This window comes from Streptomyces sp. NPDC002536 (assembly GCF_053594995.1).
Map to the genome: position 1 here is coordinate 1 of NZ_JBSFWU010000116.1, position 22,371 is coordinate 22,371.

Consider the following 22,371-nt stretch of genomic DNA (forward strand, 5'->3'; position numbering starts at 1 on the left):
GCTGGGGGTGCCCCCAGGGGCTGCGCCCCGGACCCCTGGGGTGGTGCGTCGGCTGCGGGCCGGTGGGGGCTGGTCGCGCAGTTCCCCGCGCCCCTTACGGGGCCCCGTCGTCCCGATATGCGGGATGGCGGGGAGCCGGGATCCGGCTCCCCGCTAGGCTCAAGCCCGTGGCCAAACCGCTCAGTCTTCCCTTCGACCCCATCGCCCGCGCCGACGAGCTGTGGAAGCAGCGCTGGGGGGCCGTGCCCTCCATGGCCGCGATCACCTCGATCATGCGCGCCCACCAGATCCTGCTGGGTCAGGTCGACGCGGTCGTCAAGCCGTACGGCCTGACCTTCGCCCGCTACGAGGCGCTGGTGCTGCTGACGTTCAGCAAGGCCGGCGAGCTGCCGATGTCGAAGATCGGCGAGCGGCTGATGGTGCACCCCACGTCCGTCACCAACACCGTCGACCGCCTGGTCACGGCCGGTCTGGTGGACAAGCGCCCGAACCCCAACGACGGCCGCGGCACGCTCGCTTCGATCACCGACAAGGGCCGGGAGGTCGTGGAGTCCGCGACGCGCGACCTGATGGCGATGGACTTCGGCCTGGGCGTCTACGACGCGGAGGAGTGCGGGCAGATCTTCGACGTCCTGCGGCCGCTGCGCGTGGCGGTGAAGGACTTCGCGGATCCCGGCGAGGACGGGTCCGCCGAGGCCTGAGCGACACGGCGGGGGCGGCGAAGATCGCCCCGGAACATACGGATACGCTCGACGGACGGCAGTCCGAGATCCCGATGCGAGGAACCTCCCAGTGAAGAAGAACGTGCTGACCCGCTACCGCGTGATGGCGTACGTCACCGGTGTGCTGCTGGTCCTCCTGACGCTCGGCGTCATCGCCAAGTACCTGCTGACCATGGACGGCGCGAGCGGCTTCGTCAGCATCGTCGGCATCGCGCACGGCTGGCTCTACGTCCTGTACCTGGTCCTCGCCTTCGACATGGGCTCCAAGGCGAAGATGCCGTTCGGCAAGCTGGTGTGGGTGCTGATCGCGGGCACCATCCCGACCGCGGCGTTCTTCGTGGAGCGCAAGGTCAGCCGTGAGCTGGAGCCGCTGGTGGCCGCGGAGGCGGTCCAGGCCGCGGCCTGATCCCACACACCCCGCACGACACACCTGCCCCGAACACGACACCTCTTGTGTTCGGGGCACTCTTGCGCGACGATTTAGTAGGACGTCCTAGTAAATCTGGCCGGCTGCTCACGAGGCGGCGGCCCGAGCGGACGCGCGACGGGGCGCGGAGAGGTTGGGCGACACCCATGGACGCAGCAGGCATCGAGGCGGGGCGCAACCGCTGGCAGGCGCGGTACGACGCCTCCCGCAAGCGGGACGCCGACTTCACCACGCTCTCCGGGGACGAGGTCGACCCGGTCTACGGCCCCCGCCCGGGGGACGCGTACGAGGGCTTCGAGCGCATCGGCTGGCCCGGCGAGTACCCCTTCACCCGCGGCCTGTACGCGACGGGCTACCGCGGCCGCACGTGGACCATCCGCCAGTTCGCGGGCTTCGGCAACGCCGAACAGACCAACGAGCGCTACAAGATGATCCTCGCCAACGGCGGCGGCGGGCTGTCGGTGGCCTTCGACATGCCCACCCTCATGGGCCGCGACTCCGACGACCCGCGCTCGCTCGGCGAGGTCGGCCACTGCGGCGTCGCCATCGACACGGCGGCGGACATGGAGGTCCTCTTCAAGGACATCCCCCTGGGCGACGTCACCACCTCCATGACGATCAGCGGCCCGGCCGTCCCTGCCTTCTGCATGTACCTGGTCGCGGCGGAGCGCCAGGGCGTGGACCCGTCCGTCCTCAACGGCACACTCCAGACGGACATCTTCAAGGAGTACATCGCGCAGAAGGAGTGGCTCTTCCCGCCCGAGCCCCACCTGCGCCTGATCGGCGACCTGATGGAGCACTGCGCCACGTCCATCCCCGCCTACAAGCCCCTCTCCGTCTCCGGCTACCACATCCGCGAGGCGGGCGCGACGGCCGCGCAGGAGCTCGCCTACACACTGGCCGACGGCTTCGGTTACGTCGAACTGGGCCTGAGCCGCGGCCTGGACGTGGACGTCTTCGCCCCGGGCCTCTCCTTCTTCTTCGACGCCCACGTCGACTTCTTCGAGGAGATCGCCAAGTTCCGCGCGGCGCGCAGGATCTGGGCGCGCTGGATGAAGGAGGTCTACGGCGCACAGACGGAGAAGGCGCAGTGGCTGCGCTTCCACACCCAGACCGCGGGCGTCTCGCTCACGGCGCAGCAGCCGTACAACAACGTGGTGCGCACGGCGGTCGAGGCCCTGGCGGCGGTGCTCGGCGGCACCAACTCCCTCCACACCAACGCCCTGGACGAGACCCTCGCCCTGCCGAGCGAGCAGGCCGCGGAGATCGCGTTGCGCACGCAGCAGGTCCTGATGGAGGAGACGGGCGTCGCCAACGTCGCGGACCCGCTGGGCGGTTCGTGGTACGTGGAGCAGCTGACGGACCGCATCGAGGCGGACGCCGAGAAGATCTTCGACCAGATCAAGGAGCGCGGCCTGCGGACGCACCCCGACGGCAAACACCCGATCGGTCCGGTCACGTCCGGCATCCTGCGCGGCATCGAGGACGGCTGGTTCACGGGCGAGATCGCCGAGAGCGCCTTCCGCTACCAGCAGTCCCTGGAGAAGGGCGCCAAGCGCGTGGTCGGCGTCAACTGCCACGAGGGCTCGGTGACGGGCGACCTGGAGATCCTGCGGGTCAGCCACGAGGTGGAGCGCGAGCAGGTGCGCGCACTGGGCGCGCGGAAGGCTGAGCGGGACGACGCGAAGGTCCGCGCCTCCCTGGACGCGATGCTGGCCGCCGCGCGGGACGGCTCCAACATGATCGCCCCGATGCTGGACGCGGTGCGGGCCGAGGCCACGCTGGGGGAGATCTGCGACGTGCTGCGGGAGGAGTGGGGGGTGTACGTGGAGCCGGCGGGGTTCTGACGGCACCCTCGGGCGCCGGGGCCGCTCAGCGGCTCCGGCGCCATTTGCGCGCCAGGCTCCGGAAGCGGCCCACGGGCGGGGCGTCGGTACGCCACGGCTGGGGCTGCGGCTGCTCCCGTTCCCACCGCGCAGCGAGCATCCGGGCCCGGGCCGAGGGCTCGCGGCCGGAGGCCGACAGCACGAAGGCCTCGTCCAACTCGACGTCGTCCCAGCCGTCGCCACCGCCCTGCGGGCTGCTTGCCCGCGTTTCCTGAGCCATGCCGGGCTCCTTTCGTCCGCCTTCCAGGATCGGGGGTGGGGCGTCAAAGGGGTGTAAGGCGGGTGTCGGTGGCGCAGGCCCGGTGAGCACATACTGACGGGCTCATCCCGCCGTCACCGTCAGCTCTGCCCTGGAGGCGTTTGTTGATCACGCAGCTCGAACCACACTCGCTTTCCGATCACGTTCAGTCCGTCGTCCCACACCAGGTCCGCACCGGATGCGGCAGCGAGATGCCGTACGAGGGCGAGTCCCCTGCCGCGCTCCTCGTCGAGACGGGCTTGGCGGCGCCGGGGGAACCGGGTAGGGGCCGCGTCGTAGATCGAGGTGATCACGCGTTGGCCGTGCAGGGACACTTCCACCGTGACGTCGGGTACGCGAGCGTGCAGCACGACGTTCGCGACGGTATCGGAGACGCAAAGACGGGCGTCCTCGATCAGCGGTCGATGGTTGGTCGCCACGAGGACGCCGGTGATGAACTCCCGGGCGAGCCGTGCGGTGGGCGGTTCGGCGGGCGCCGTCAACCGGTAGAGGCCGGGTGGTTCGTCGGGGGCGGTGGTACGGGAGCCGTTGAGCGTTGCTGTACCCATTTCCTGATCTCCCATGGTCTTGGACACTTTCCGCGTCTCCCACGCCGTCCATGGCCTGGCCGCTGTCCGGATCTGCCAATTTGCCTTCAAGTGGCTGCACTTCGGATCCTGCCAGCGCGTAGCGCGGTGCTGAATGGAAGCTAGGGCACGCCGACAGTGGGGTGCAACAGTGGTACGTGCGTAACACCCGTGTGAGTGGACCGGCGGCGCCGCGGGGCGGCACACTCGGGGCCATAGAGAGAGGGAGGGGCCCATGCCGCCGAGGAGTCACCCGACGGCGCGCCAGGCGCGGCTCGGTGCCGAACTGCGCAAGCTTCGCGAGAAGGCCGGCATGTCGGGCAGTCAGGTCGCTGCGCTCCTGGGAGGGGAGCGGGCTCAGGTGAGCCACTTGGAGTCCGGGCGGTACGGCGTCAGCGCCGATCGCGTGAGACGGTTGGCTGCCGTCTGCTCGGCAGCCGACAAGCACCTCGTCGATGCCTTGGTCGCCATGGCGGAGGAGCGCCATAAGGGCTGGTGGCAACAGTATCGAGGACAGCTCTCGTCCGGGTTCCTGGACCTTTCGGAACTTGAGCACCACGCGACGTTCCTGCGGTCGATCCGAATGCTCCATATTCCCGGGCTCTGTCAAACCGAGCCGTACGCCCGAGCGCTGATGGGCAGCGGAATCTCGATGCTGCCGAAGAGCGAACTGGAAGCGCGTGTTGAGCACCGAATGCGGCGGCGTGAGATTCTCGACCGGCCAAGACCTCCGCAGTTCGATGCGTTCGTGCACAAGGCGGCGTTGCGGATGCGCTACTGCCCGCCGGACGTCATGCGCGCGCAGCTCGGGTTCCTGCTGGAGATGTCCCGTCGGCCGATGGTGACGATCCGTGTCGTTCCCTTCGAAGCCCAGGTCACCGGCTCGATGCATTCCGTCTACTACGTGGGTGGCCCGCTCCCGCAGTTGGACACCGTGCAGGTTGACAGCGTGTTCGACAGTGGTTTCTTGGATGCCGAGGCTCAGCTCGTGAAGTACCGAGCGCTGTTCGACTCGGTGGCGGCCGTCTCGTTCGACCCTGAAGAGTCGAGCAAGTTCATTCAGTCCATCATGCAAGAGATGTGAGGTGCCGGTGTGATGCGCACGGTCTGTTGGCAGAAGTCCTCCTTCTCGGGGCCGGACGACAACCAGGAATGTGTCGAACTCGCCGACGCGGCCGGTGTGGTCATGGTGCGAGAGAGCGATGTGCCCGGGGTTGTCGCACGGGTCGAGCCGGCGGGGCTCAGGGCCCTGATATGTAGCGTGAAAGCCGGGAGACTTGATCAACTTGGGTAAGGCGGGTGCCCGCACGTTGTCCTGACAGTAGTTGTCAGCCGAAAACGTTGTGACCCGTGGCAGTTCAGCCAAACTCACTTACACACCCTTCACACTGGTCACACCCGTACATAGAGTTCCGGTTGCCGTGGTCGAGGACCCGGCGCGCGGGCATCCGTGGGGGATCCGAGTCAGCGCCTGGTGTGCCCGTGCGCTTGTTCGCGCTGGCGCATCTGTGAGGACTCTTCACCACTATGCGAAGACAATTCAGCCGTCCGGTCCGCCGGGCGGCGGCGATTGCCGTGGGACTGACTGCGGCAGTCGTACTGACCGTGGTGACGGCGGGGGCGGTGCCGTTGCCCTGGAGCACGTCGAAGACCACCGTTACTGACACGCCCAGGTCACGTGCGGATGCAGCGGTCGGAACACCCATGCTCCCGTTGTTCGGCCGGAAGGCCGACGGGAATCTTTACGACTACGAACCCAGTGGAAGCGGCGGGTTCGAGACTGCCGTCAACCTGGGGGGTGGGTTCGGGGACGCCACCGCCCTCATGCAGGCCAATGTGTCGGAGAACGGCACCGGCCGTGATCTGTACTACCGAATGGGCGAGTTCCTGTACTACACCGCCGAACGTGGCAACGAGACCGAGCTCATTGGCGGTGGCTGGGACATCTACAACCTGCTTGTTGCAGTGAAGCGCGGCAGTGCAGCCCAGCCCGAGATCATCGGTCGGGATGCCGCAGGTGCCCTGTGGATCTACGAAGTCAGGGCCGACGGGACGTTGACCACGCGGGTCCAGATCGGCAGCGGCGGATGGAACAGGATGGACGCCATCGTCGGTCGTGGTGACTACACCGGCGACGGCAAGGCCGACATGCTTGTCCGCGACACGAACGGCACGCTGTACATCTACCAAGGCAACGGTGACCCCACGGCTGAGGCTGTGCCGAGTTCGCGTATCACCGTCGGTACCGGGTGGGACAAGTACAATTTGCTGGTGTCCACCGGCGACAACGACGGTGATGGCAAGGCTGATTTGATCGCCACGGACAGGGATGGCCTGCTCTGGCTGTTCAAGGGGACCGGCAACGCCAGTGCGCCTTTCACTCCACCTGTGAAGATCGGTAACGGTGGCTGGGGCGCCTTCAACGTCCTCTTCTGATCGCCGCGTTCCTCGCTTCTTCGACGTCCTCTTTCACGCCTGTTGGCCCACCCCTGTGCCAGATTGGCGTGCATTCATCAGAACGGGTAATTCAGCATGCGTACGAACGCACCACCCGTAAGACGCCGGTGCTCCGGTAGATGGCCACGTCTGATCATGGCGACTGCTGCGGCTGTCACGATGGCAATCACTGTCTCCGGCAGTGAGCTCCAACCGTTGCGTGGAAACAGTCCGGTTGCCGCGGCCGACGACCCCGGCGGCTTTGATCTCAAGAACGCGGCACAGGTCCGAGAAGACCAGTGCCGACTCGGCTACGTCCTGCGCAAGGGCGGCGCCAACATGAAGGCCGTGGCTCGTGCCGGGCTGGCCGGCACCGGGGCAGAGCTACATGCGGCAGCCAACCCGAATTACTGGGAGGGCACGCCCCTGGCCGATGCGTTTCGCAAGGACAGGGACTGGTCGGATGCCAAAATGAACGAGTTGTGGGCGCGTAACCCGGTCTGGCAGTCGGTTCTGGACGGCGTTGCTCAGGACCAGTGGACCCCCGGGTACAGCACCTGGCCTCCTGGATATCCAGGAGACAAAAACGGCAACATCTTCCAGCAAACCGGCCTTCTTAGCTGGATGTTCGACCGGTTCTGGACGGACGAGGCCGGTTTCTACGTCAGCCTTCCCCCGACTGCCAGCAAAGAATCGGTGGACGCAGTCACGAAGATTGCGACCACCCGGTACTCCAAGGACCGCATCGAGGACTACGCTGACTGGAAGGCGTGGGAATCGGACATGCAGTTCATGCATCCCATGTACGCCGACGATGCGCGGATCTTCCTGCAGAACGGAGGCTTCCCAACCAGCGTGCCGGATCCGTCCTCGACGGAGTTCCGTATCGACGTCGAGAACCTCAAGGCTCGCTTCGCGTCGTGCGCCAGCCACAACCCGCCGGATCCGCACAATGTGCTGGGTGCAGAGCTCACTACTGCCTCTGTCGAATGGCAGGCGGAGCTCGACAGTCAGAAGACGCAGCGCGACGCGATTCTTCGAGCTGAGGTACAAGCGAATGCCGATCTGACGGTTGCGGCCCAGGCCTTGGGCGAGGCCCTGGGGCAGTCGATGATTGCCAGCCGCCTCACTCACTGGTTGGCGTACTGGCTTCATCCGGACCCAGAGAAGCCCTGGTCCGTCACGCAGGCTGATATCGAAACGGTCAAGACCCGCATTGCCCAGACTCGCGCACGTGCCACTGGTCGGTTATACGTAGCCGCACGCGCTGCGCTGGACGCACAGACGCAAGCCGACAAGGTCGCTGCTGTGCAACAGGACGCGTACGCCATTGCGGACAAGGCCAAATTGCCCCGCGGCCGTGGCCTGATGTACGCCCAGCAGGCGGCGCAGATCACCAAGGCGTCGGCTGCTGCTGCACAAGCTGCGGCCAAGGCGACCGAGACCGCCTCGAATGCGACCCGGGCCTCGGCTGAGGACAGCAAGACCCTCGATGCCCTTGCAATGACGCAGGCGCATGCCACCAAGGCGGAGTTCCGCCGCATAGCCGCGCAGGAGGCCGCTGCCCAGGCGAAGGCTGCTGCGGAGGGCGCAGCTGCCGAAGCCGTCAAGGCCGCCGAGAACGCCTCCAAGGCGAAGGCAGCCCAGGCGAAGGCAGAAGCCGCAGAGAAGGTTGCCAAGAGCGCGGCCGAAGACGCGGCATCCAAGCGAGCCACTGCCGAGGCCGAGCGTAAGAACGCCGCAGATGCCCGCGCACGGGCTGATGCCGAGCGGACGAAGGCGGCCGAGGCCGAGTCCCGTGCTCAGACACAGCGCTCCGTGGCGGATGAAGCGCGCAAGGTTTCGCAGAAGGCCGGGGAAACTGCACTCAGTAAGCGCAACGATGCTGAGCAAGCCGAGGAAAAGGCATCCCAATCCAGAGACTCGGCTGTTGCTGCAGAGCGCGAAAAGCAAGACAAGGTCGCGCGGGCGAAGGCACTGGAAGCAGTGGCCGCTGCTGCGGAAGGGACTGCCGATGCGGCCAGTACACGTGCGGCTGCGAGCGAAGCTCGTCAGGCTGCCGATGCTGCAACCACCGCTGCCACTTCGGCCCGGGCCGCAGCCGACGAAGCCAGCGCAGCCGCCGTTAATGCCGTTGCGGCTGCGACTGAAGCCGAAGGCGCATCGGCGCGCTCGCAAGCAGCTGCCGATGGTGCTGCCCGGGATGCCGCAGTAACAAGTGCACAGGTCAAGAAGGCGCATGCCGCAGCGGCAGAAGCTATCGAAGCTTCCGAGGCAGCAGCTCAGAACGTGAGAAATGCCGAAGCTTTTGCCAAGGAAGCCGCCGCCAAGGCGGTCAAGGCCCATCAGGATGCCGAAGCGTCGCGTTCTGAGGCCGACGCGGCATCGGTAGACGCAGTGCGAACAGCGGGTTTCGCTTACGCCACGGCCCAGGCAGCATTGGCCGCGCGGGACTCGGCAACCCAGGTTGCGAAACCCGCCAACGACGCCATTGAGCTCGGTTCGCCCTACAAGGAGACCGATTCCTCTGCCGGCCTTGCTGTTCTGACAGGCCAAGCGGCCAAAACTGCTGCGCAGCAGCAAGAAGCTGTGGCGAAGGCCAAGTCTGACCAAGCTGCCAAAGCTGCTGCTGAAGCTGCAGACCTTGCGCAGAGGGCTGATGCCGACGCGAAGGCAGCCGCTACTGCGGCAGCGGATGCTGCTGGTTGGGCCGTCAAGGCCGGCGTTTCACTTGACCAGGCGCGTGCTTCGGCGGCTGATGCTGCTGCAGCGGCCAGGGCAGCCAAGTCGGCAGAGACCAACACGGTCGAGTACGACCGCGCTGCCAACGCAGATGCCTTGGCAGCCCGCGTTGCCGCGGACCAAGCCAAGGACGAGGCCTCGGCAGCAAGGGCCGCTGCGACGGACGCAGAGCGGGATGCGGCCAGTGCGCGGGGTGCTGCGACAGCTGCGGAGAACGACGCGACAAAGGCGCGCAGCAATGCCGACAGAGCAGAACGCAATGCCGTAGAAGCTGAGAAGTCGGCTGCCAACGCCAGGGAGGATGCCAAGGACGCCGATCAGGCTGCTACCCGAGCCGAGGAGGCCCTGCAGGAGGAACTGGAGGCGCAGCGAGCTGCGGTAGCCGCCCGCACTGCCGATGGCAGCGGAAGTACTGGGGACGGAGGCCCCGTTCTCTCGCCTGACGACGAGGGCACCCTCCGCGCGGCATGCGGCCAGAAGTGCGTTGATGAATACCGAGCCGCGCAAGCGGCCGCCAATCGCGATGTCATTGACTGGGTCAAGGCCAACGGCGCCAGTGTCTTGCTCGAAGTCATCGGGGTCAACGACGCGCGTCGCTGCTTCTCCAGCGGAAACGTCGAGGGATGTCTCTGGACAGTAGTCAATGCTGTCAGTGTCGTCGTCATCGTTGGAAAAATCCCGGCGATCAGCAAAGCGATTGTCACGGTTGCTAGGGGAGTTGCCGGATTCTTCCACGAGGTGAAGATCGCCGAGCGGACCCTGGAGCGACTCAGGCTGGTGATCCGTTCCAAGGCGGCAGAAGGCATTCACTTCAATCTCACCTACACCAAGGTGGTCGGCTCTGGAAAGGATATGGTCCGGCTTGCCGAAGCCGGAAAATATACATTCCAGTTCAAGACGGGCCACGGTTTCTATCGGGCTCACACAGGGCCGGGTGGGATCGTGACGGACCTTCGTGAGACGAACTTGAACGCCGACCAGGTCGAACAGGAAATAGCTAACGATGCGCTCTCATTCATGGAAGGAGGTGGGAAGCTTCCAGGCCCCGGGAATGGTCATGCAACAAGAGAGGTTCGCGTCGGCGGATATGAGGTCGGGTATCATGCGATTCAGACCCCCGACGATGTAGTCCGAATCAGTACCTATTACCTGACCCCAAACAATTGAGGGACAAGTGACTTATGACGAAGCTGGTTGAACTGGCGTTGGCCATCATGCCGGTTGAAGGGCCAGAACCTCCCATCGAAGGGCGGCTTGGCGACGCAGAGCGGGACTTCATCGAGACGGTCACTTTTGCCGACGCTGATCAGATCCTGGAAATGATCCGGTTCGTGTTGGACAAGGACTGGGGCGCGTTCCCCGTGTGGGCACGGAACCTGTCCTATCGGTTGGCCTGTCTGCAACGGCCGGATGATGCGGCTCTGCTGCGCGAAGCCGCTTCAGACCTGGGCTGCTTCGGTCCTGACTGGGACGAGTTTGTTGAATCACTCCGGCGACGGGCTGACCGTTTGGAGCAGGAAGGGCTGTAAGGCTTGACGCCACGCATTTGGCCCGCCGAGCCGATCGGCGGGCCAAATGGTAGGCGTGTGGCGTGTGTTGGCAATGAGGAGCCGTGGTCACTTCACTTCGATCACATCGGCATGAAGCGGTCCAGCTCTCGTACCTTCGCCCGTAGCGCTGCAGTCCAGGACTCGTCCTCGGCGCCGGGGGCTGTTGGGCTCTGCGGGGCCTGTACGTCCCGCAGGGCTTCGTCCGGGGCTGCGTTGGGCGGTGCCCAGCGCACATCGACACCCGCCCGCTCCGCGAGCACCAGCATCGTGGACACGAAGCCTTCCGAGAGGGCCGCGGTGATCGCGTGGCGGGTGCGCCGGTGCCGCGCCAGCAGGGCGTTGACGAAGGCTTCCAGGGGCGCTGGGTCGATCTGGCACTCGTCGTCCAGCATCGGGCCGATGCCGGACGACAGGCCCAACTCTTCCTCGAAAAGCGCTACTTGGCGCAGAAACGGCCTGGCCGCCCCGTTGGACGGGTTCCACAGGGTCTCGTCCCCCACGTCGAAGTACTGACTCATCCCGCCGTCACCGTCAGCCCGCCCACCACCAGCGCCGCGAACCCCCGCGCCCACTCCGCGTCCACCGGTTCCGCGCTGACCAGGGTGCGGTGCACCACCGCGCCCGCGATCACGTCGAAGATGAGGTCCGCGTTGCGGGCCGCCTGGGTCTCGTCCGGTTCGTGGGGGAGTTCGCCGCGGGTCTGGGCGCGGGCCCGGCCGATCAGGACCAGGGACTTCTGGCGGTCGACGATCGCCGAGCGGATGCGGTCGCGGAGGGCCTCGTCCCTCGTCGACTCCGCCACCACCGCCATCAACGCCGTCTTCGTCTCCGGGCGTTCCAGGAGGGACGCGAACTGCAGGACCACGCCCTCCACGTCCGCCTGGAGGCTGCCGCGGTCCGGGAGTTCCAGGTGCTCGTCGAAGAGCGCCGCCACGGCGTCCACGACCAGTTCGTTCTTGCCGGCCCAGCGGCGGTAGAGGGTCGTCTTCGCGACCCCGGCGCGGGCCGCCACGTCGCCCATCGTGAGCTTGCCCCAGCCCAGTTCCACCAGGGCCGCCCGCGTCGCGTCCAGGATCGCGCGGTCCGCCTCCGCGCTGCGCGGGCGACCGGTGCGACGGGTGGGGATGGAGGGCATGACGGTGACCTTACCGCCCAGTAGGGCTCTGCGTATGACCCAGATCACGATTCGTCGAAACGCTTGCCGTGGCTCCGGGGGAGGGAGTTACGCTACGGCTCGTAGCGTAAGAGCGACAGCCAACGACGCCAGGTGGGGACCCGGCGTCAGCGTACTTTTCCGATTCGCCGCGCGGAGGGGGGAGGATAGGGCCATGCAGCCACGGAACATGTCCATGAGTGGAGTGGTCGACCTCGCCGCGGTGAAGGCGGCCGGGGAAGCCAAGCAGAAGGCGGAGCAGGCACGGGCCGATGCCGCCCGCCACGGCGGTGTGCCCGCCTCTGCGGGGCCCCTGGTGTTCGACGTCGACGAGGCCGGCTTCGAGGCCGACGTCCTCCAGCGCTCCGCCGAGGTACCCGTCGTCATCGACTTCTGGGCCGACTGGTGCGAGCCGTGCAAGCAGCTCGGCCCCATGCTGGAGCGCCTCGCCGCCGAGTACCGCGGGCGGTTCGTCCTGGCCAAGGTGGACGTCGAGGCCAACCAGCTGCTCTTCCAGCAGTTCGGCGTGCAGTCCATCCCGGCCGTCTTCGCGGTCGTGGCCGGCCAGGCCCTGCCCCTCTTCCAGGGTGCGGCCCCCGAGGCCCAGGTCCGAGAGGTGCTGGAGCAGCTGATCGCCGTTTCCGAGCAGCGTTTCGGCATCGTCGGCGCGCCCGTCGAGCCTGGTGCCGAGGGTGAGGCCGCCCCTGCTCCGCAGGCCCCTGCGAGCCCGTACGACGCCGCACTGGGTGCCGCGCACGAGGCCCTGGACGCCGGTGACCTCGGCGGCGCCGTCCGTGCGTACCGGAACGTCCTGGCCGACGACCCCGCCAACCCCGAGGCCAAGCTGGGCCTCGCCCAGGCCGAACTCCTGCAGCGCGTCCAGGGGATGAACGCCCAGGAGGTGCGCAAGGCGGCCGCCGATGCGCCGGGCGACGTGCCGGCGCAGATTGCCGCCGCGGACCTCGACCTCGTGGGCGGGCACGTCGAGGACGCCTTCGGGCGGCTCATCGACACCGTCAGGCGGACCTTCGGCGACGACCGCGACGCCGCCCGCGTGCGGCTGCTGGAACTGTTCGAGGTGATCGGCCCGGACGACCCGCGGGTGTCGGCCGCGCGCACCGCGCTGTCGCGCGCACTGTTCTGACACCTGTGTCACACACGGCACAGACGCCGCGCTTTGCCAAAACTTGGCAAACGGGGGCGTAGTTACTGCCAGTAAGAAGAGCCCGGGCATTCGCCCGGGTTTTTCTTTTTCCTCCGCTTGTTTGTGAACACGGAGCGGCGTGCTCTGGCGGGTGCTTGATGCGCTCCGGGCATCCCGTGGTTATCGGCCCGTTACTCGCTAGTAATGAACCTCTTGTGCCCCGGCCCGTAATGCACCACGATCGGCCGCACGCTCGGTCCATTCGTACAGCCCGGCATCCGGTCGGCGCGTGCGCGTGGGTCCCCACCGGGCAGGCCGGTGGCGACGGGTCGCCGGTCTTGGGACAGGGGGGTCTCCGCCTCAACGGCGGTGCCTGTCCCGCGGGTTGCGCGAAGGCGTGGCCGTTGGTTGTCGCTCGGGGGTGATCGCCGGTGTGTCGGGCGCGGTGTGGCGTGCGCCCTGTTATGCGGCGGCGCTCTTCTTCCCGAGGACGTAACAGCTCTCCCCTCCGGGGTACGAGGCCGGACCGAGTGGTCCTTCCGCCCGTGCCGGAGATGTACGTCCGAGAAGGAGGAATGTGTCATGAAGTCCCAGGCTCGTGGAGGGACGAGATGGCGACGGTTCGCCGTCGTCATGGTCCCCAGCGTGGCGGCTTCCGCCGCGATCGGCGTGGCGATAGCGCAGGGCGCGCTGGCGGCGTCGTTCAGCGTTTCGGGGCAGCAGTTCCAGGTGACGGCGGAGTCCCTGGACGGCAAGGGATTCGTCCAGTACGGGGCCAACGACGTGACCAAGGCGGGCAACAAGCCCGTCGCGGTGGTCGGTCTGGACTCCGCGGAGATCACCAAGCTGTGCCAGGCGGTCACCGTCCCGACCCCGTTCGGCGATGTGTCGATGCTGTTGAAGGCCGGCACCGACGCGGAACGGGTGCAGGCGCAGAAGCTCTTCATCGACGCCGATGACATGACGACCAACGCGACGTTCAAGAACGTCGACATCGGTGTGGCGGTGGACGGCACGACCAAGGGGCCCGGTCCGGCGAAGCCCGGTGAGAACGGCAGGGGTGCCTATGTGCCCGGCTCGTTCGCCCAGCAGGCCGAAGAGGTGCACTTCACCAAGGTCAACCAGCGCGCCTGGGCCACCTCGGCCGGAACGTTCACCCTGCCCGGTCTGCATCTGAGTGTCAGCCAGGGCAAGACCGCGTGCCCGACCGGCTGAGGCACTGAACAGGCGGGTACGGGAACGGACTTGCACCCCCGTCCCCGTACCCTGCTGTGCCCACGTACCACCGATTCGCCAGTCCCGAGGAGCTGTACACCATGAGCGCCGAAACGCGACCACGGCTGATGGACACTCTCGGCCGCACCCGCCGTTCGTTCTGGGACTGGCGGGGCCGACGCCCCTTCTGGGGCGGGCTGTTGACGTTGCTCGCCGGGTTTCCGATCATGTACATCCCGTACCAGACCGTGACGTTGGGCGACCTCAGCATCCGGCTGGCCACGACCGCCGGCGCGGGCTCGCTGATCATAGGGGTGCTGCTGGTCGTGCTCGGCCTGACCATGTGGTTCCAGCCGCAGTCGCGGGTGTTCGCCGGCGTCGCGGCGATCCTGCTCGGGCTGGTCTCCCTGGTCGTCTCCAACTTCGGGGCCTTCATCGTGGGCTTTCTGCTCGCCCTGATCGGCGGCGGTCTCGGTGTCTCCTGGATGCCCGGCACGCCGGAGGCGGTCGTGGACGCAGGTGAAGGGACGTCCCGTGCCGACTGACGAGACCGGCGAGTCGAGAACCGGCCCGCGCCACGCGGCGCCCCGCAAGCCGTTGCTCTCCCGCCTGCACATGCCCGCCGGCAAGGCCGTGGCCCTCGTCGCCATGCCGAGTGCCGTGCTGATGGGGATGGGCCTCACGCCCACGCTGGCCCAGGCGAAGCCGTCGGCGCCGCGGCCCTTCGGGGACGCGCAGTGCGCCACCGCGCCCGACGCCGACGCGAGCCCGAGTGCTCCGAGTGCTCCGAGTGCGGAGACCTCGCCGTCGCCCTCCGCGTCGCGGTCCCCGTCTCCCTCCGCGTCCGCCTCCGCCAAGGCCGGTCCGGACAAGGGCAGTTCGGACCATGCAGCCAAGCCCGTCGCGCCCCCGGCGAAGCCGGCCCCGGGCGCGGACGCCTCGCCGTCCCCCTCGGCCTCTCCGTCGCCGTCGGCCTCGCCCTCCACCAAGGCGTTCAACCCGCTCGACCCGCTCGGCCTCGGTGCCAAGCTCGGCGAGATCCTCTCGGGAGGCGGCAAGAAGGCGGCGCCGGCTGCGCCGAGCCCGTCCACCTCACCTTCGGCTTCGCCTTCGCCGAGCCCGAGCCCGTCGGCCTCCGGGTCCGCATCCCCGTCCCCCTCGCCCTCCGGGCGTCAGGCCGACAAGCCGGCCGCCGCGGCACCGTCCCTGAGCGCGAGCCCGTCCGACTCGGCGAGCCCCGCCCCCGACCCTTCGGGGGCCGGCACCGACGGCGCCCTGCCCCCCTGCCCCAAAGGCACCGTCGTCGACGAGAACGAGCACCACGCCTTCCCGAACCAGCCCTGGTACCTGGAAGCGAGCAGGCTCACCCTCAACGGGCTGACCTACGAGGGCGTCAAGAAGATCACCACGGTGAACGGGCAGCAGAAGTCCATCCTCAAGTTCACCGCGGACTCGATCGCGATCAAGGACCTGCACCAGATCGTCAACAGCCAGGGCAAGGAGTACCACGTCGCCGGCATCGGGACGACCTCCACGGTCACCGGCGGCAAGGTCACCCTGTACACCGAGGAGTTGAAGGGCAACCTGCTCGGGCTGATCCCCTCGACCCAGTCGCCGACCAGTCTGCCCCCGATGATCCCGGGGCTGAAGCTGCCGATCCCGATCTTCTTCACCGACGTGAAGCTCCGCCAGGCGGGCCAGTTCGGCGGGACGCTGCACATTCCCGACCTGCATCAGTACCTGACGGACGGCACGTACTCCTGACAGCGGAAACGACCGGGGCCGCCACTCCGAAGAGTGGCGGCCCCGGTCGCGTCTGTCCGTACGACCTGCGAGAGGCAGAACCTACCGGTTCTCGCCGCCCAGGTGGTGCACCCGCACCATGTTGGTCGTGCCGGGGACGCCGGGCGGGGAGCCCGCCGTGATGATCATGGTGTCGCCCTCGTTGTAGCGCTTGAGCTTCAGCAGCTCCGCGTCGACGAGGTCGACCATGGCGTCCGTGTTGTCCACGTGCGGCACGACGTAGGTCTCGACGCCCCAGCTCAGGGTCAGCTGGTTGCGGGTCGCGGCGTCCGTCGTGAAGGCCAGGATCGGCTGGACCGTGCGGTAGCGGGCCAGGCGGCGGGCCGTGTCACCGGACTGGGTGAAGGCGACGAGCGCCTTGCCGCCCAGGAAGTCCGCGATCTCGCAGGCCGCGCGGGCGACCGAACCGCCCTGGGTGCGCGGCTTCTTGCCGGGGACCAGCGGCTGCAGGCCCTTCGACAGCAGCTCCTGCTCCGCGGCCTCGACGATGCGGGACATCGTCTTGACGGTCTCGATCGGGTAGGCGCCGACCGAGGACTCGGCGGACAGCATGACCGCGTCCGCGCCGTCGAGGATCGCGTTGGCGACGTCCGAGGCCTCGGCGCGCGTGGGGCGCGAGTTGGTGATCATCGACTCCATCATCTGGGTCGCCACGATCACCGGCTTGGCGTTGCGGCGGCACATCTCGATGAGCCGCTTCTGCACCATCGGGACCTTCTCCAGCGGGTACTCCACCGCCAGGTCGCCGCGCGCCACCATCACACCGTCGAAGGCCATGACGACCTCGTGCATGTTCTCGACGGCCTGCGGCTTCTCGACCTTGGCGATGACCGGGACCCGGCGGCCGACCGCGTCCATGACGCGGTGGACGTCACGGACGTCCGCGGCGTCGCGGACGAAGGACAGCGCGACCATGTCGCAGCCCATCGCGAGTGCGAACTTCAGGTCCTCGATGTCCTTCTCGGACAGCGCCGGGACGTTCACCGCCGCGCCGGGCAGGTTGATGCCCTTGTGGTCGGAGATGACGCCGCCCTCGATGACGATCGTCTTCACGCGCGGGCCGTCGACCTCGGTGACCCGCAGCTCGACGTTGCCGTCGTTGATCAGGACCTGGTCGCCCTTGACGACGTCACCGGGCAGGCCCTTGTAGGTCGTGCCGCAGATGGTCTTGTCGCCGGGGACGTCCTCGGTGGTGATGGTGAACTCGTCACCGCGCACCAGCTCGACGGGGCCGTCCGCGAAGGTCTCCAGGCGGATCTTCGGGCCCTGGAGGTCGGCCAGCACGCCGACGGGGCGGCCGGTCTCCTCGGAGGCCTTGCGGAGGCGGTGGTACCGCTCCTCGTGCTCCGCGTGGGACCCGTGGCTCATGTTGAAACGGGCCACGTTCATACCGGCCTCGATCAGCGTCTTCAGCTGGTCGAAAGAGTCGACGGCGGGGCCCAGGGTGCAGACGATTTTGGAACGGCGCATGGGGCAGATCCTATCGGTTTGTTTCGGAGCGGAATATTCGAGCTGTGGGAACGACCGAGGAACGCTCGGTGTCCGGACGGGACATCACGCGGTGATCAGCCGGTGATCAAGAGCTGACCAGCGCGTACGCCTGGGTGGCGATCTCCAGCTCCTCGTCGGTGGGAACCACGGCGACCGCGACCCGGGCCGAGTCCGGGGAGATCAGCCGGGCGTCGCCGGACCGCTCCGCGTTGCGGGCCGGGTCCACGGCCAGGCCCAGCTCCTCCAGGCCCGCCACGGCGGCCTCGCGCACGGGGGCCGCGTTCTCGCCCACGCCCGCCGTGAAGGCGACGGCGTCGACCTTGCCGAGCACCGCGTAGTAGGCGCCGATGTACTTCTTCAGCCGGTGCACGTAGATGTCGAAGGCGAGCTGCGCCTGCTCGTCGCCCTCGTCGATGCGCCGGCGGATCTCGCGCATGTCGTTGTCGCCGCACAGTCCGATCAGACCGCTCTTCTTGTTCAGGAGCGAGTCGATCTCGTCGACGGACATCCCGGCGTTCCGCGCCAGGTGGAAGATCACGGCCGGGTCGAGGTCACCGGAGCGGGTGCCCATGACCAGGCCCTCCAGCGGGGTCAGGCCCATGGAGGTGTCCACGCAGCGGCCGCCGCGCACGGCCGAGGCCGAGGCGCCGTTGCCCAGGTGCAGCACGATGACGTTGGCCTCGGACGGGTCCTTGCCGAGCAGCTTCGCCGTCTCGCGGGAGACGTAGGCGTGCGAGGTGCCGTGGAAGCCGTAGCGGCGGATCATGTGCGCGTCGGCCGTCTCCGCATCGATCGCGTAGCGCGCGGCCGACTCCGGCATGGTCGTGTGGAACGCGGTGTCGAAGACCGCGACCTGCGGCAGGTCCGGACGCAGCGCCTGCGCGGTGCGGATGCCGGTGACGTTGGCGGGGTTGTGCAGCGGGGCGACCGGGATCAGGGCCTCGATGTGGGCCAGCACCTCGTCGGTGATCAGGGTCGGCTCGGTGAACTCGCTGCCGCCGTGCACGACGCGGTGGCCGATCGCGGCCAGCTCGGGGGAGTCCAGGCCGAGCCCGTCGGCGGCCAGCTCGGCGGCCACGGCCTCCAGGGCCTCCTTGTGGTCGGCGATCGGGCCGGTGGTCTCGCGCTTGTCGCCGCCGGTCGCCAGCGGGGTGTGCGCGAGGCGGGAGGTCTGCTCGCCGATGCGCTCGACGAGGCCGACGGCCAGCCGGGAGCCGTCGGCCATGTCGAGCAGCTGGTACTTGACGGACGAGGAGCCGGAGTTGAGGACGAGGACCCGGGTGGCGTTGGCAGTCATGAAGGGCTGAGGGGCTTTCCGTGTGGGGACTGAGGGCTGGGGACTGGGGACCGGCGGATGCCTGACGGGGCCGGGGCCGGGGCGTCTGTGCCCCGGCCCCGGCGGCCGCATCAGGGCTCGGTGCGCTCGCTGGGCTGCTCGCCCTGCGCCTGGATGGCCGTGATGGCGACGGTGTTCACGATGTCCTGCACCAGCGCGCCGCGGGAGAGGTCGTTGACGGGCTTGCGCAGACCCTGCAGCACCGGGCCGACCGCGACCGCACCGGCCGACCGCTGCACGGCCTTGTAGGTGTTGTTGCCGGTGTTGAGGTCGGGGAAGACCAGCACCGTGGCCTTGCCGGCGACCTCGGAGCCGGGGAGCTTGGTCTTGGCGACGGCGGCGTCCACGGCGGCGTCGTACTGGATCGGGCCCTCGACGAGCAGGTCGGGGCGGCGCTCGCGGACGAGCTCGGTGGCCCGGCGGACCTTGTCGACGTCCGCGCCGGAGCCGGAGGTGCCGGTGGAGTACGAGAGCATCGCGATCCGCGGCTCCACGCCGAACTGGGTGGCGGTGGCGGCGGACTGGATGGCGATGTCCGCCAGCTGCTCGGCGTTCGGGTCGGGGTTGACCGCGCAGTCGCCGTAGACCAGGACCCGGTCGGCCAGGCACATGAAGAAGACCGAGGAGACGATCTGGGCGCCCGGCGCGGTCTTGATGATCTCGAAGGCGGGGCGGATGGTGGCGGCGGTGGAGTGCACCGCGCCGGAGACCATGCCGTCGGCCAGGCCCTCCTGGACCATCAGCGTGCCGAAGTAGGAGACGTCGGCGACGACGTCGTGCGCCAGCTCCACGGTCATGCCCTTGTGGGCACGGACCTTGGCGTAGATCTCGGCGAAGCGCTCGCGCAGCGGGGAGGTCTGCGGGTCGATGACCTGCGCCCCGCCCAGGTCGATGCCGAGCTCGGCGGCGCGCTTGCGGACGGCGTCCTCCTCGCCCAGCAGGGTGAGGTCGCAGACGTCGCGGCGCAGCAGCACGTCGGCCGCGCGCAGCACGCGCTCCTCGGTGCCCTCGGGCAGCACCACGCGGCGGCGGGCGGAGCGGGAGCGCTCGATGAGGTTGTGTTCGAACATCATCGGCGTGACGCGGCCGGAGCCGGCGACGGCGATACGGTTCGCCAGCGCGGCGGTGTCCACGTGCCGTTCGAAGAGACCGAGCGCGGTCTCGGCCTTGCGCGGCGACTCGGCGCCCAGCTTGCCCTCGATGGAGAACAGCTCGGCCGCGGTCGGGAAGGAACCGCCCGGCACGGAGATCACCGGGGTGCCCGGGGCCAGCCGGCCGGCCAGGGCGAGGATGTCCGGGCCCGGGCGCTCGTCCAGCGTCAGCAGCACGCCCGCGATGGTGGGGGCGCCGGCGCTGTGCGCGGCGAGGGCGCCGACGATCAGGTCCACGCGGTCGCCGGGGGTGACGACCAGGCAGCCTTCGGTCAGGGCGGGCAGGAAGACCGGCAGCATCGCGCCGCCGAAGACGAAGTCGCGGGCGTCGCGGTCCAGTCCGGCCGCATCGCCCAGCAGCACCTCGGCGCCCAGCGTCTGCACGATCTGGGCCACGGTCGGGGCGGAGAGCGAGGGCTCCTCGGGGAGCGCGAAGCAGGGCACCGGAAGACTCGCGGCGAGGTGCTCGGCGACGGCCTCGCGGTCGGCCGGGGCGACCCGGTTGACGACCAGGGCGACGACGTCGCAGCCCAGGGTCTCGTAGGCGCGGTGGGCGTTGCGGGCCTCGGCGCGCACCGACTCGGCCGACTGCTGCTGGCCGCCGACGACCGTGACGACGGAGGCGCCGAACTCGTTGGCCAGGCGGGCGTTGAGGGCCAGCTCGTCGGGGAGCTGGGAGCCCGCGTAGTCGGTGCCGAGGACGAGCACGCAGTCGTAGGCGCGGGCCACGGCGAGGAAGCGCTCGACGAGGGCGGAGACCAGCTCGTCCGTGCCGCGCTCGGCCTGCAGCGCGGAGGCCTCGGCGTAGCTCAGGCCGTAGACGGTCTCCGGCGACTGGTCCAGCCGGTAGCGGGTCCGCAGCAGCTCGAAGAGCCTGTCCGGCCCGTCGCCGTGCACCAGCGGGCGGAAGACGCCCACCCGGTCCACCTGGCGGGTGAGGAGCTCCATGACTCCCAGCTCGATGACCTGGCGCCCGTCGCCCCGGTCGGTCCCGGTCACGTACACGCTGCGCGTCACGCGTGCTCTCCTTGATGCGTCTCGATGCTTCGCCGTGTTACTGATCATGAAAATAAACCCGTTAGGGTGGGCTTGCCCTCTTGACAATACCTGCGCCCGTGGATAAGGCGCGCGTCAGGCCGGGGGTGACGGAATGCGGCAGCAGCGGCCGGGCCGTGAAACAATCGGCGCGGCTCACAGGTACCAGTAGCGAGCAGGAGAAACAGCACGATGCGCATCGGAGTCCTCACCGCGGGCGGCGACTGCCCCGGCCTGAACGCTGTCATCCGCTCGGTCGTGCACCGCGCGGTCGTCGGCCACGGCGACGAGGTCATCGGCTTCGAGGACGGGTTCAAGGGCCTGCTCGACGGACGCCACCGCAAGCTCGACCTCGACGCGGTCAGCGGCATCCTGGCCCGCGGCGGCACCATCCTCGGCTCCTCCCGCCTGGAACGCGCCCGGCTGCGCGAGGCGTGCGAGAGCTCCAAGGAACTCGCCCGCGAATACGGCATCGACGTCCTCATCCCCATCGGCGGCGAGGGCACCCTGACCGCCGCCCGGATGCTCTCGGACGCAGGCCTGCCCGTCGTCGGCGTTCCCAAGACCATCGACAACGACATCTCCTCCACCGACCGCACCTTCGGCTTCGACACCGCCGTCGGCGTCGCGACGGACGCCATCGACCGTCTCAAGACCACCGCCGAGTCGCACCAGCGGGTGATGGTCGTCGAGGTCATGGGCCGGCACGCCGGCTGGATCGCCCTGGAGTCCGGCATGGCCGGCGGCGCCCACGGCATCTGCCTGCCGGAGCGGGCCTTCGACCCGGCCGACCTCGTCTCGATGGTGGAGGAGCGCTTCGCCCGCGGCAAGAAGTTCGCCGTCATCTGCGTCGCCGAGGGCGCGCACCCGGCCGAGGGTTCGATGGACTACGCCAAGGGCGCCATAGACCAGTTCGGCCACGAGCGCTTCGCCGGCATCGGCACCAAGCTGGCCGCCGAGCTGGAGAAGCGGCTCGGCAAGGAGGCCCGGCCGGTCATCCTGGGCCACGTCCAGCGCGGCGGTACGCCGACCGCGTACGACCGCGTGCTCGCGACCCGGTTCGGCTGGCACGCCGTGGAGGCTGCGCACCGTGGGGAGTTCGGCAAGATGACGGCCCTCAAGGGGACCGACATCCGCATGGTGCCGATCGCTGACGCGGTCACCGAGCTGAAGCGGGTGCCGGAGGACCGGATGGACGAGGCGGAGTCCGTGTTTTAGGGCCTGCCCGGCGGATCTTCGTCGCGCGGCACCACAGCGCCCCGTCAGGGGCGCGGGGAACTGCGCGATCAGCCACAGCCGGCCTGCAGCCGACGCACTGCCCCAGGGGTCCGGGGCGAGGCCCCGGGTACTTCGACTGCGGGTGCGTCGTGGCTGGTCGCGCAGTTCCCCGCGCCCCTGACGGGGCGCAGCCCCAAGCCCTCGGGCCCCCGTGGAAAGGCCGGGGCCCGAGGGCGT

At 68.6% G+C, this 22,371-nt stretch carries 19 protein-coding genes and 1 pseudogene; 13 read left to right on the forward strand and 7 right to left on the reverse strand.

The features are described 5' to 3' along the window. The first annotated feature begins 167 nt into the window (after positions 1–167). The 3 genes from ACWD4B_RS30180 to ACWD4B_RS30190 all read left to right on the forward strand — a co-directional run bounded on the left by ACWD4B_RS30180 (position 168) and on the right by ACWD4B_RS30190 (position 2,996). A complete protein-coding gene (locus ACWD4B_RS30180) occupies positions 168–701 on the forward strand; it encodes a MarR family winged helix-turn-helix transcriptional regulator (RefSeq protein WP_451423730.1) in 534 nt (177 codons plus the stop codon). Between the two features lie 91 nt (positions 702–792). After that, entirely contained in the window at positions 793–1,128 is a 336-nt protein-coding gene (locus ACWD4B_RS30185) for a DUF3817 domain-containing protein (protein WP_451423731.1), read from the forward strand. 167 nt (positions 1,129–1,295) lie between these two features. Next, complete coding sequence (locus ACWD4B_RS30190; protein ID WP_451423732.1) at positions 1,296–2,996, forward strand: acyl-CoA mutase large subunit family protein; 1,701 nt, start codon at positions 1,296–1,298, stop codon at positions 2,994–2,996. A 25-nt stretch (positions 2,997–3,021) separates the two neighbouring features. Here the strand turns inward: ACWD4B_RS30190 and ACWD4B_RS30195 are convergent, their stop codons facing one another. Both ACWD4B_RS30195 and ACWD4B_RS30200 read right to left on the reverse strand, forming a co-directional pair. Continuing rightward, complete coding sequence (locus ACWD4B_RS30195; RefSeq protein WP_451423733.1) at positions 3,022–3,255, reverse strand: SGM_3592 family protein; 234 nt, start codon at positions 3,253–3,255, stop codon at positions 3,022–3,024. A 119-nt stretch (positions 3,256–3,374) separates the two neighbouring features. Beyond that, on the reverse strand, positions 3,375–3,842 hold the full coding sequence (locus ACWD4B_RS30200) for an ATP-binding protein (RefSeq protein ID WP_451423734.1): 468 nt from the start codon (positions 3,840–3,842) through the stop codon (positions 3,375–3,377). 253 nt (positions 3,843–4,095) lie between these two features. Here ACWD4B_RS30200 and ACWD4B_RS30205 point away from each other — a divergent pair, with 253 nt between their 5' ends. The 5 genes from ACWD4B_RS30205 to ACWD4B_RS30225 all read left to right on the forward strand — a co-directional run bounded on the left by ACWD4B_RS30205 (position 4,096) and on the right by ACWD4B_RS30225 (position 10,567). After that, complete coding sequence (locus tag ACWD4B_RS30205) at positions 4,096–4,944, forward strand: helix-turn-helix domain-containing protein (protein WP_451423735.1); 849 nt, start codon at positions 4,096–4,098, stop codon at positions 4,942–4,944. A 12-nt stretch (positions 4,945–4,956) separates the two neighbouring features. Next, positions 4,957–5,154 (forward strand): DUF397 domain-containing protein, encoded by a 198-nt coding sequence (locus ACWD4B_RS30210; protein ID WP_451423748.1) that lies wholly within the window; start codon positions 4,957–4,959, stop codon positions 5,152–5,154. 233 nt (positions 5,155–5,387) lie between these two features. Further along, positions 5,388–6,296: an FG-GAP-like repeat-containing protein gene (locus ACWD4B_RS30215; protein ID WP_451423736.1), complete on the forward strand. Its 909-nt coding sequence runs from the start codon at positions 5,388–5,390 to the stop codon at positions 6,294–6,296. A gap of 156 nt (positions 6,297–6,452) precedes the next feature. Next, a complete protein-coding gene (locus tag ACWD4B_RS30220; protein WP_451423737.1) occupies positions 6,453–10,205 on the forward strand; it encodes a hypothetical protein in 3,753 nt (1,250 codons plus the stop codon). Between the two features lie 14 nt (positions 10,206–10,219). Further along, entirely contained in the window at positions 10,220–10,567 is a 348-nt protein-coding gene (locus tag ACWD4B_RS30225) for a hypothetical protein (protein ID WP_451423738.1), read from the forward strand. A 101-nt stretch (positions 10,568–10,668) separates the two neighbouring features. On the opposite strand, the gene ACWD4B_RS30230 is transcribed toward ACWD4B_RS30225, so the two are convergent. Then, positions 10,669–11,106: a DUF6086 family protein gene (locus ACWD4B_RS30230; protein WP_451423739.1), complete on the reverse strand. Its 438-nt coding sequence runs from the start codon at positions 11,104–11,106 to the stop codon at positions 10,669–10,671. After that, the gene (locus ACWD4B_RS30235) at positions 11,103–11,723 is read right to left on the reverse strand and encodes a TetR/AcrR family transcriptional regulator (RefSeq protein WP_451423740.1); all 621 of its coding nucleotides are present in this window, start codon (positions 11,721–11,723) and stop codon (positions 11,103–11,105) included. The genes ACWD4B_RS30230 and ACWD4B_RS30235 overlap by 4 nt, the downstream gene beginning before the upstream one ends. Before the next feature lie 193 nt (positions 11,724–11,916). Here ACWD4B_RS30235 and ACWD4B_RS30240 point away from each other — a divergent pair, with 193 nt between their 5' ends. From ACWD4B_RS30240 to ACWD4B_RS30255, 4 genes and pseudogenes are all read left to right on the forward strand, one after another. After that, entirely contained in the window at positions 11,917–12,885 is a 969-nt protein-coding gene (locus tag ACWD4B_RS30240; RefSeq protein ID WP_451423741.1) for a tetratricopeptide repeat protein, read from the forward strand. 582 nt (positions 12,886–13,467) lie between these two features. Further along, entirely contained in the window at positions 13,468–14,100 is a 633-nt protein-coding gene (locus ACWD4B_RS30245) for a DUF6230 family protein (protein WP_451423742.1), read from the forward strand. Between the two features lie 101 nt (positions 14,101–14,201). Further along, positions 14,202–14,639: pseudogene (locus ACWD4B_RS30250) on the forward strand (DUF6114 domain-containing protein); the annotation flags it as partial. Next, entirely contained in the window at positions 14,635–15,864 is a 1,230-nt protein-coding gene (locus ACWD4B_RS30255; RefSeq protein ID WP_451423743.1) for a hypothetical protein, read from the forward strand. The pseudogene ACWD4B_RS30250 and the gene ACWD4B_RS30255, both read left to right, overlap by 5 nt. Positions 15,865–15,945: 81 nt before the next feature. Here the strand turns inward: ACWD4B_RS30255 and pyk are convergent, their stop codons facing one another. The 3 genes from pyk to pta form a co-directional block, all read right to left on the reverse strand. Then, on the reverse strand, positions 15,946–17,373 hold the full coding sequence (pyk, locus tag ACWD4B_RS30260; RefSeq protein WP_451423744.1) for a pyruvate kinase: 1,428 nt from the start codon (positions 17,371–17,373) through the stop codon (positions 15,946–15,948). 106 nt (positions 17,374–17,479) lie between these two features. Continuing rightward, positions 17,480–18,691: an acetate kinase gene (locus ACWD4B_RS30265; protein ID WP_451423745.1), complete on the reverse strand. Its 1,212-nt coding sequence runs from the start codon at positions 18,689–18,691 to the stop codon at positions 17,480–17,482. Positions 18,692–18,801: 110 nt separating this feature from the next. After that, complete coding sequence (gene pta / locus ACWD4B_RS30270) at positions 18,802–20,898, reverse strand: phosphate acetyltransferase (RefSeq protein WP_451423746.1); 2,097 nt, start codon at positions 20,896–20,898, stop codon at positions 18,802–18,804. A gap of 210 nt (positions 20,899–21,108) precedes the next feature. Between pta and ACWD4B_RS30275 the strand changes: the two genes are divergently transcribed. Beyond that, on the forward strand, positions 21,109–22,134 hold the full coding sequence (locus ACWD4B_RS30275; RefSeq protein WP_451423747.1) for an ATP-dependent 6-phosphofructokinase: 1,026 nt from the start codon (positions 21,109–21,111) through the stop codon (positions 22,132–22,134). Positions 22,135–22,371 lie beyond the last annotated feature (237 nt).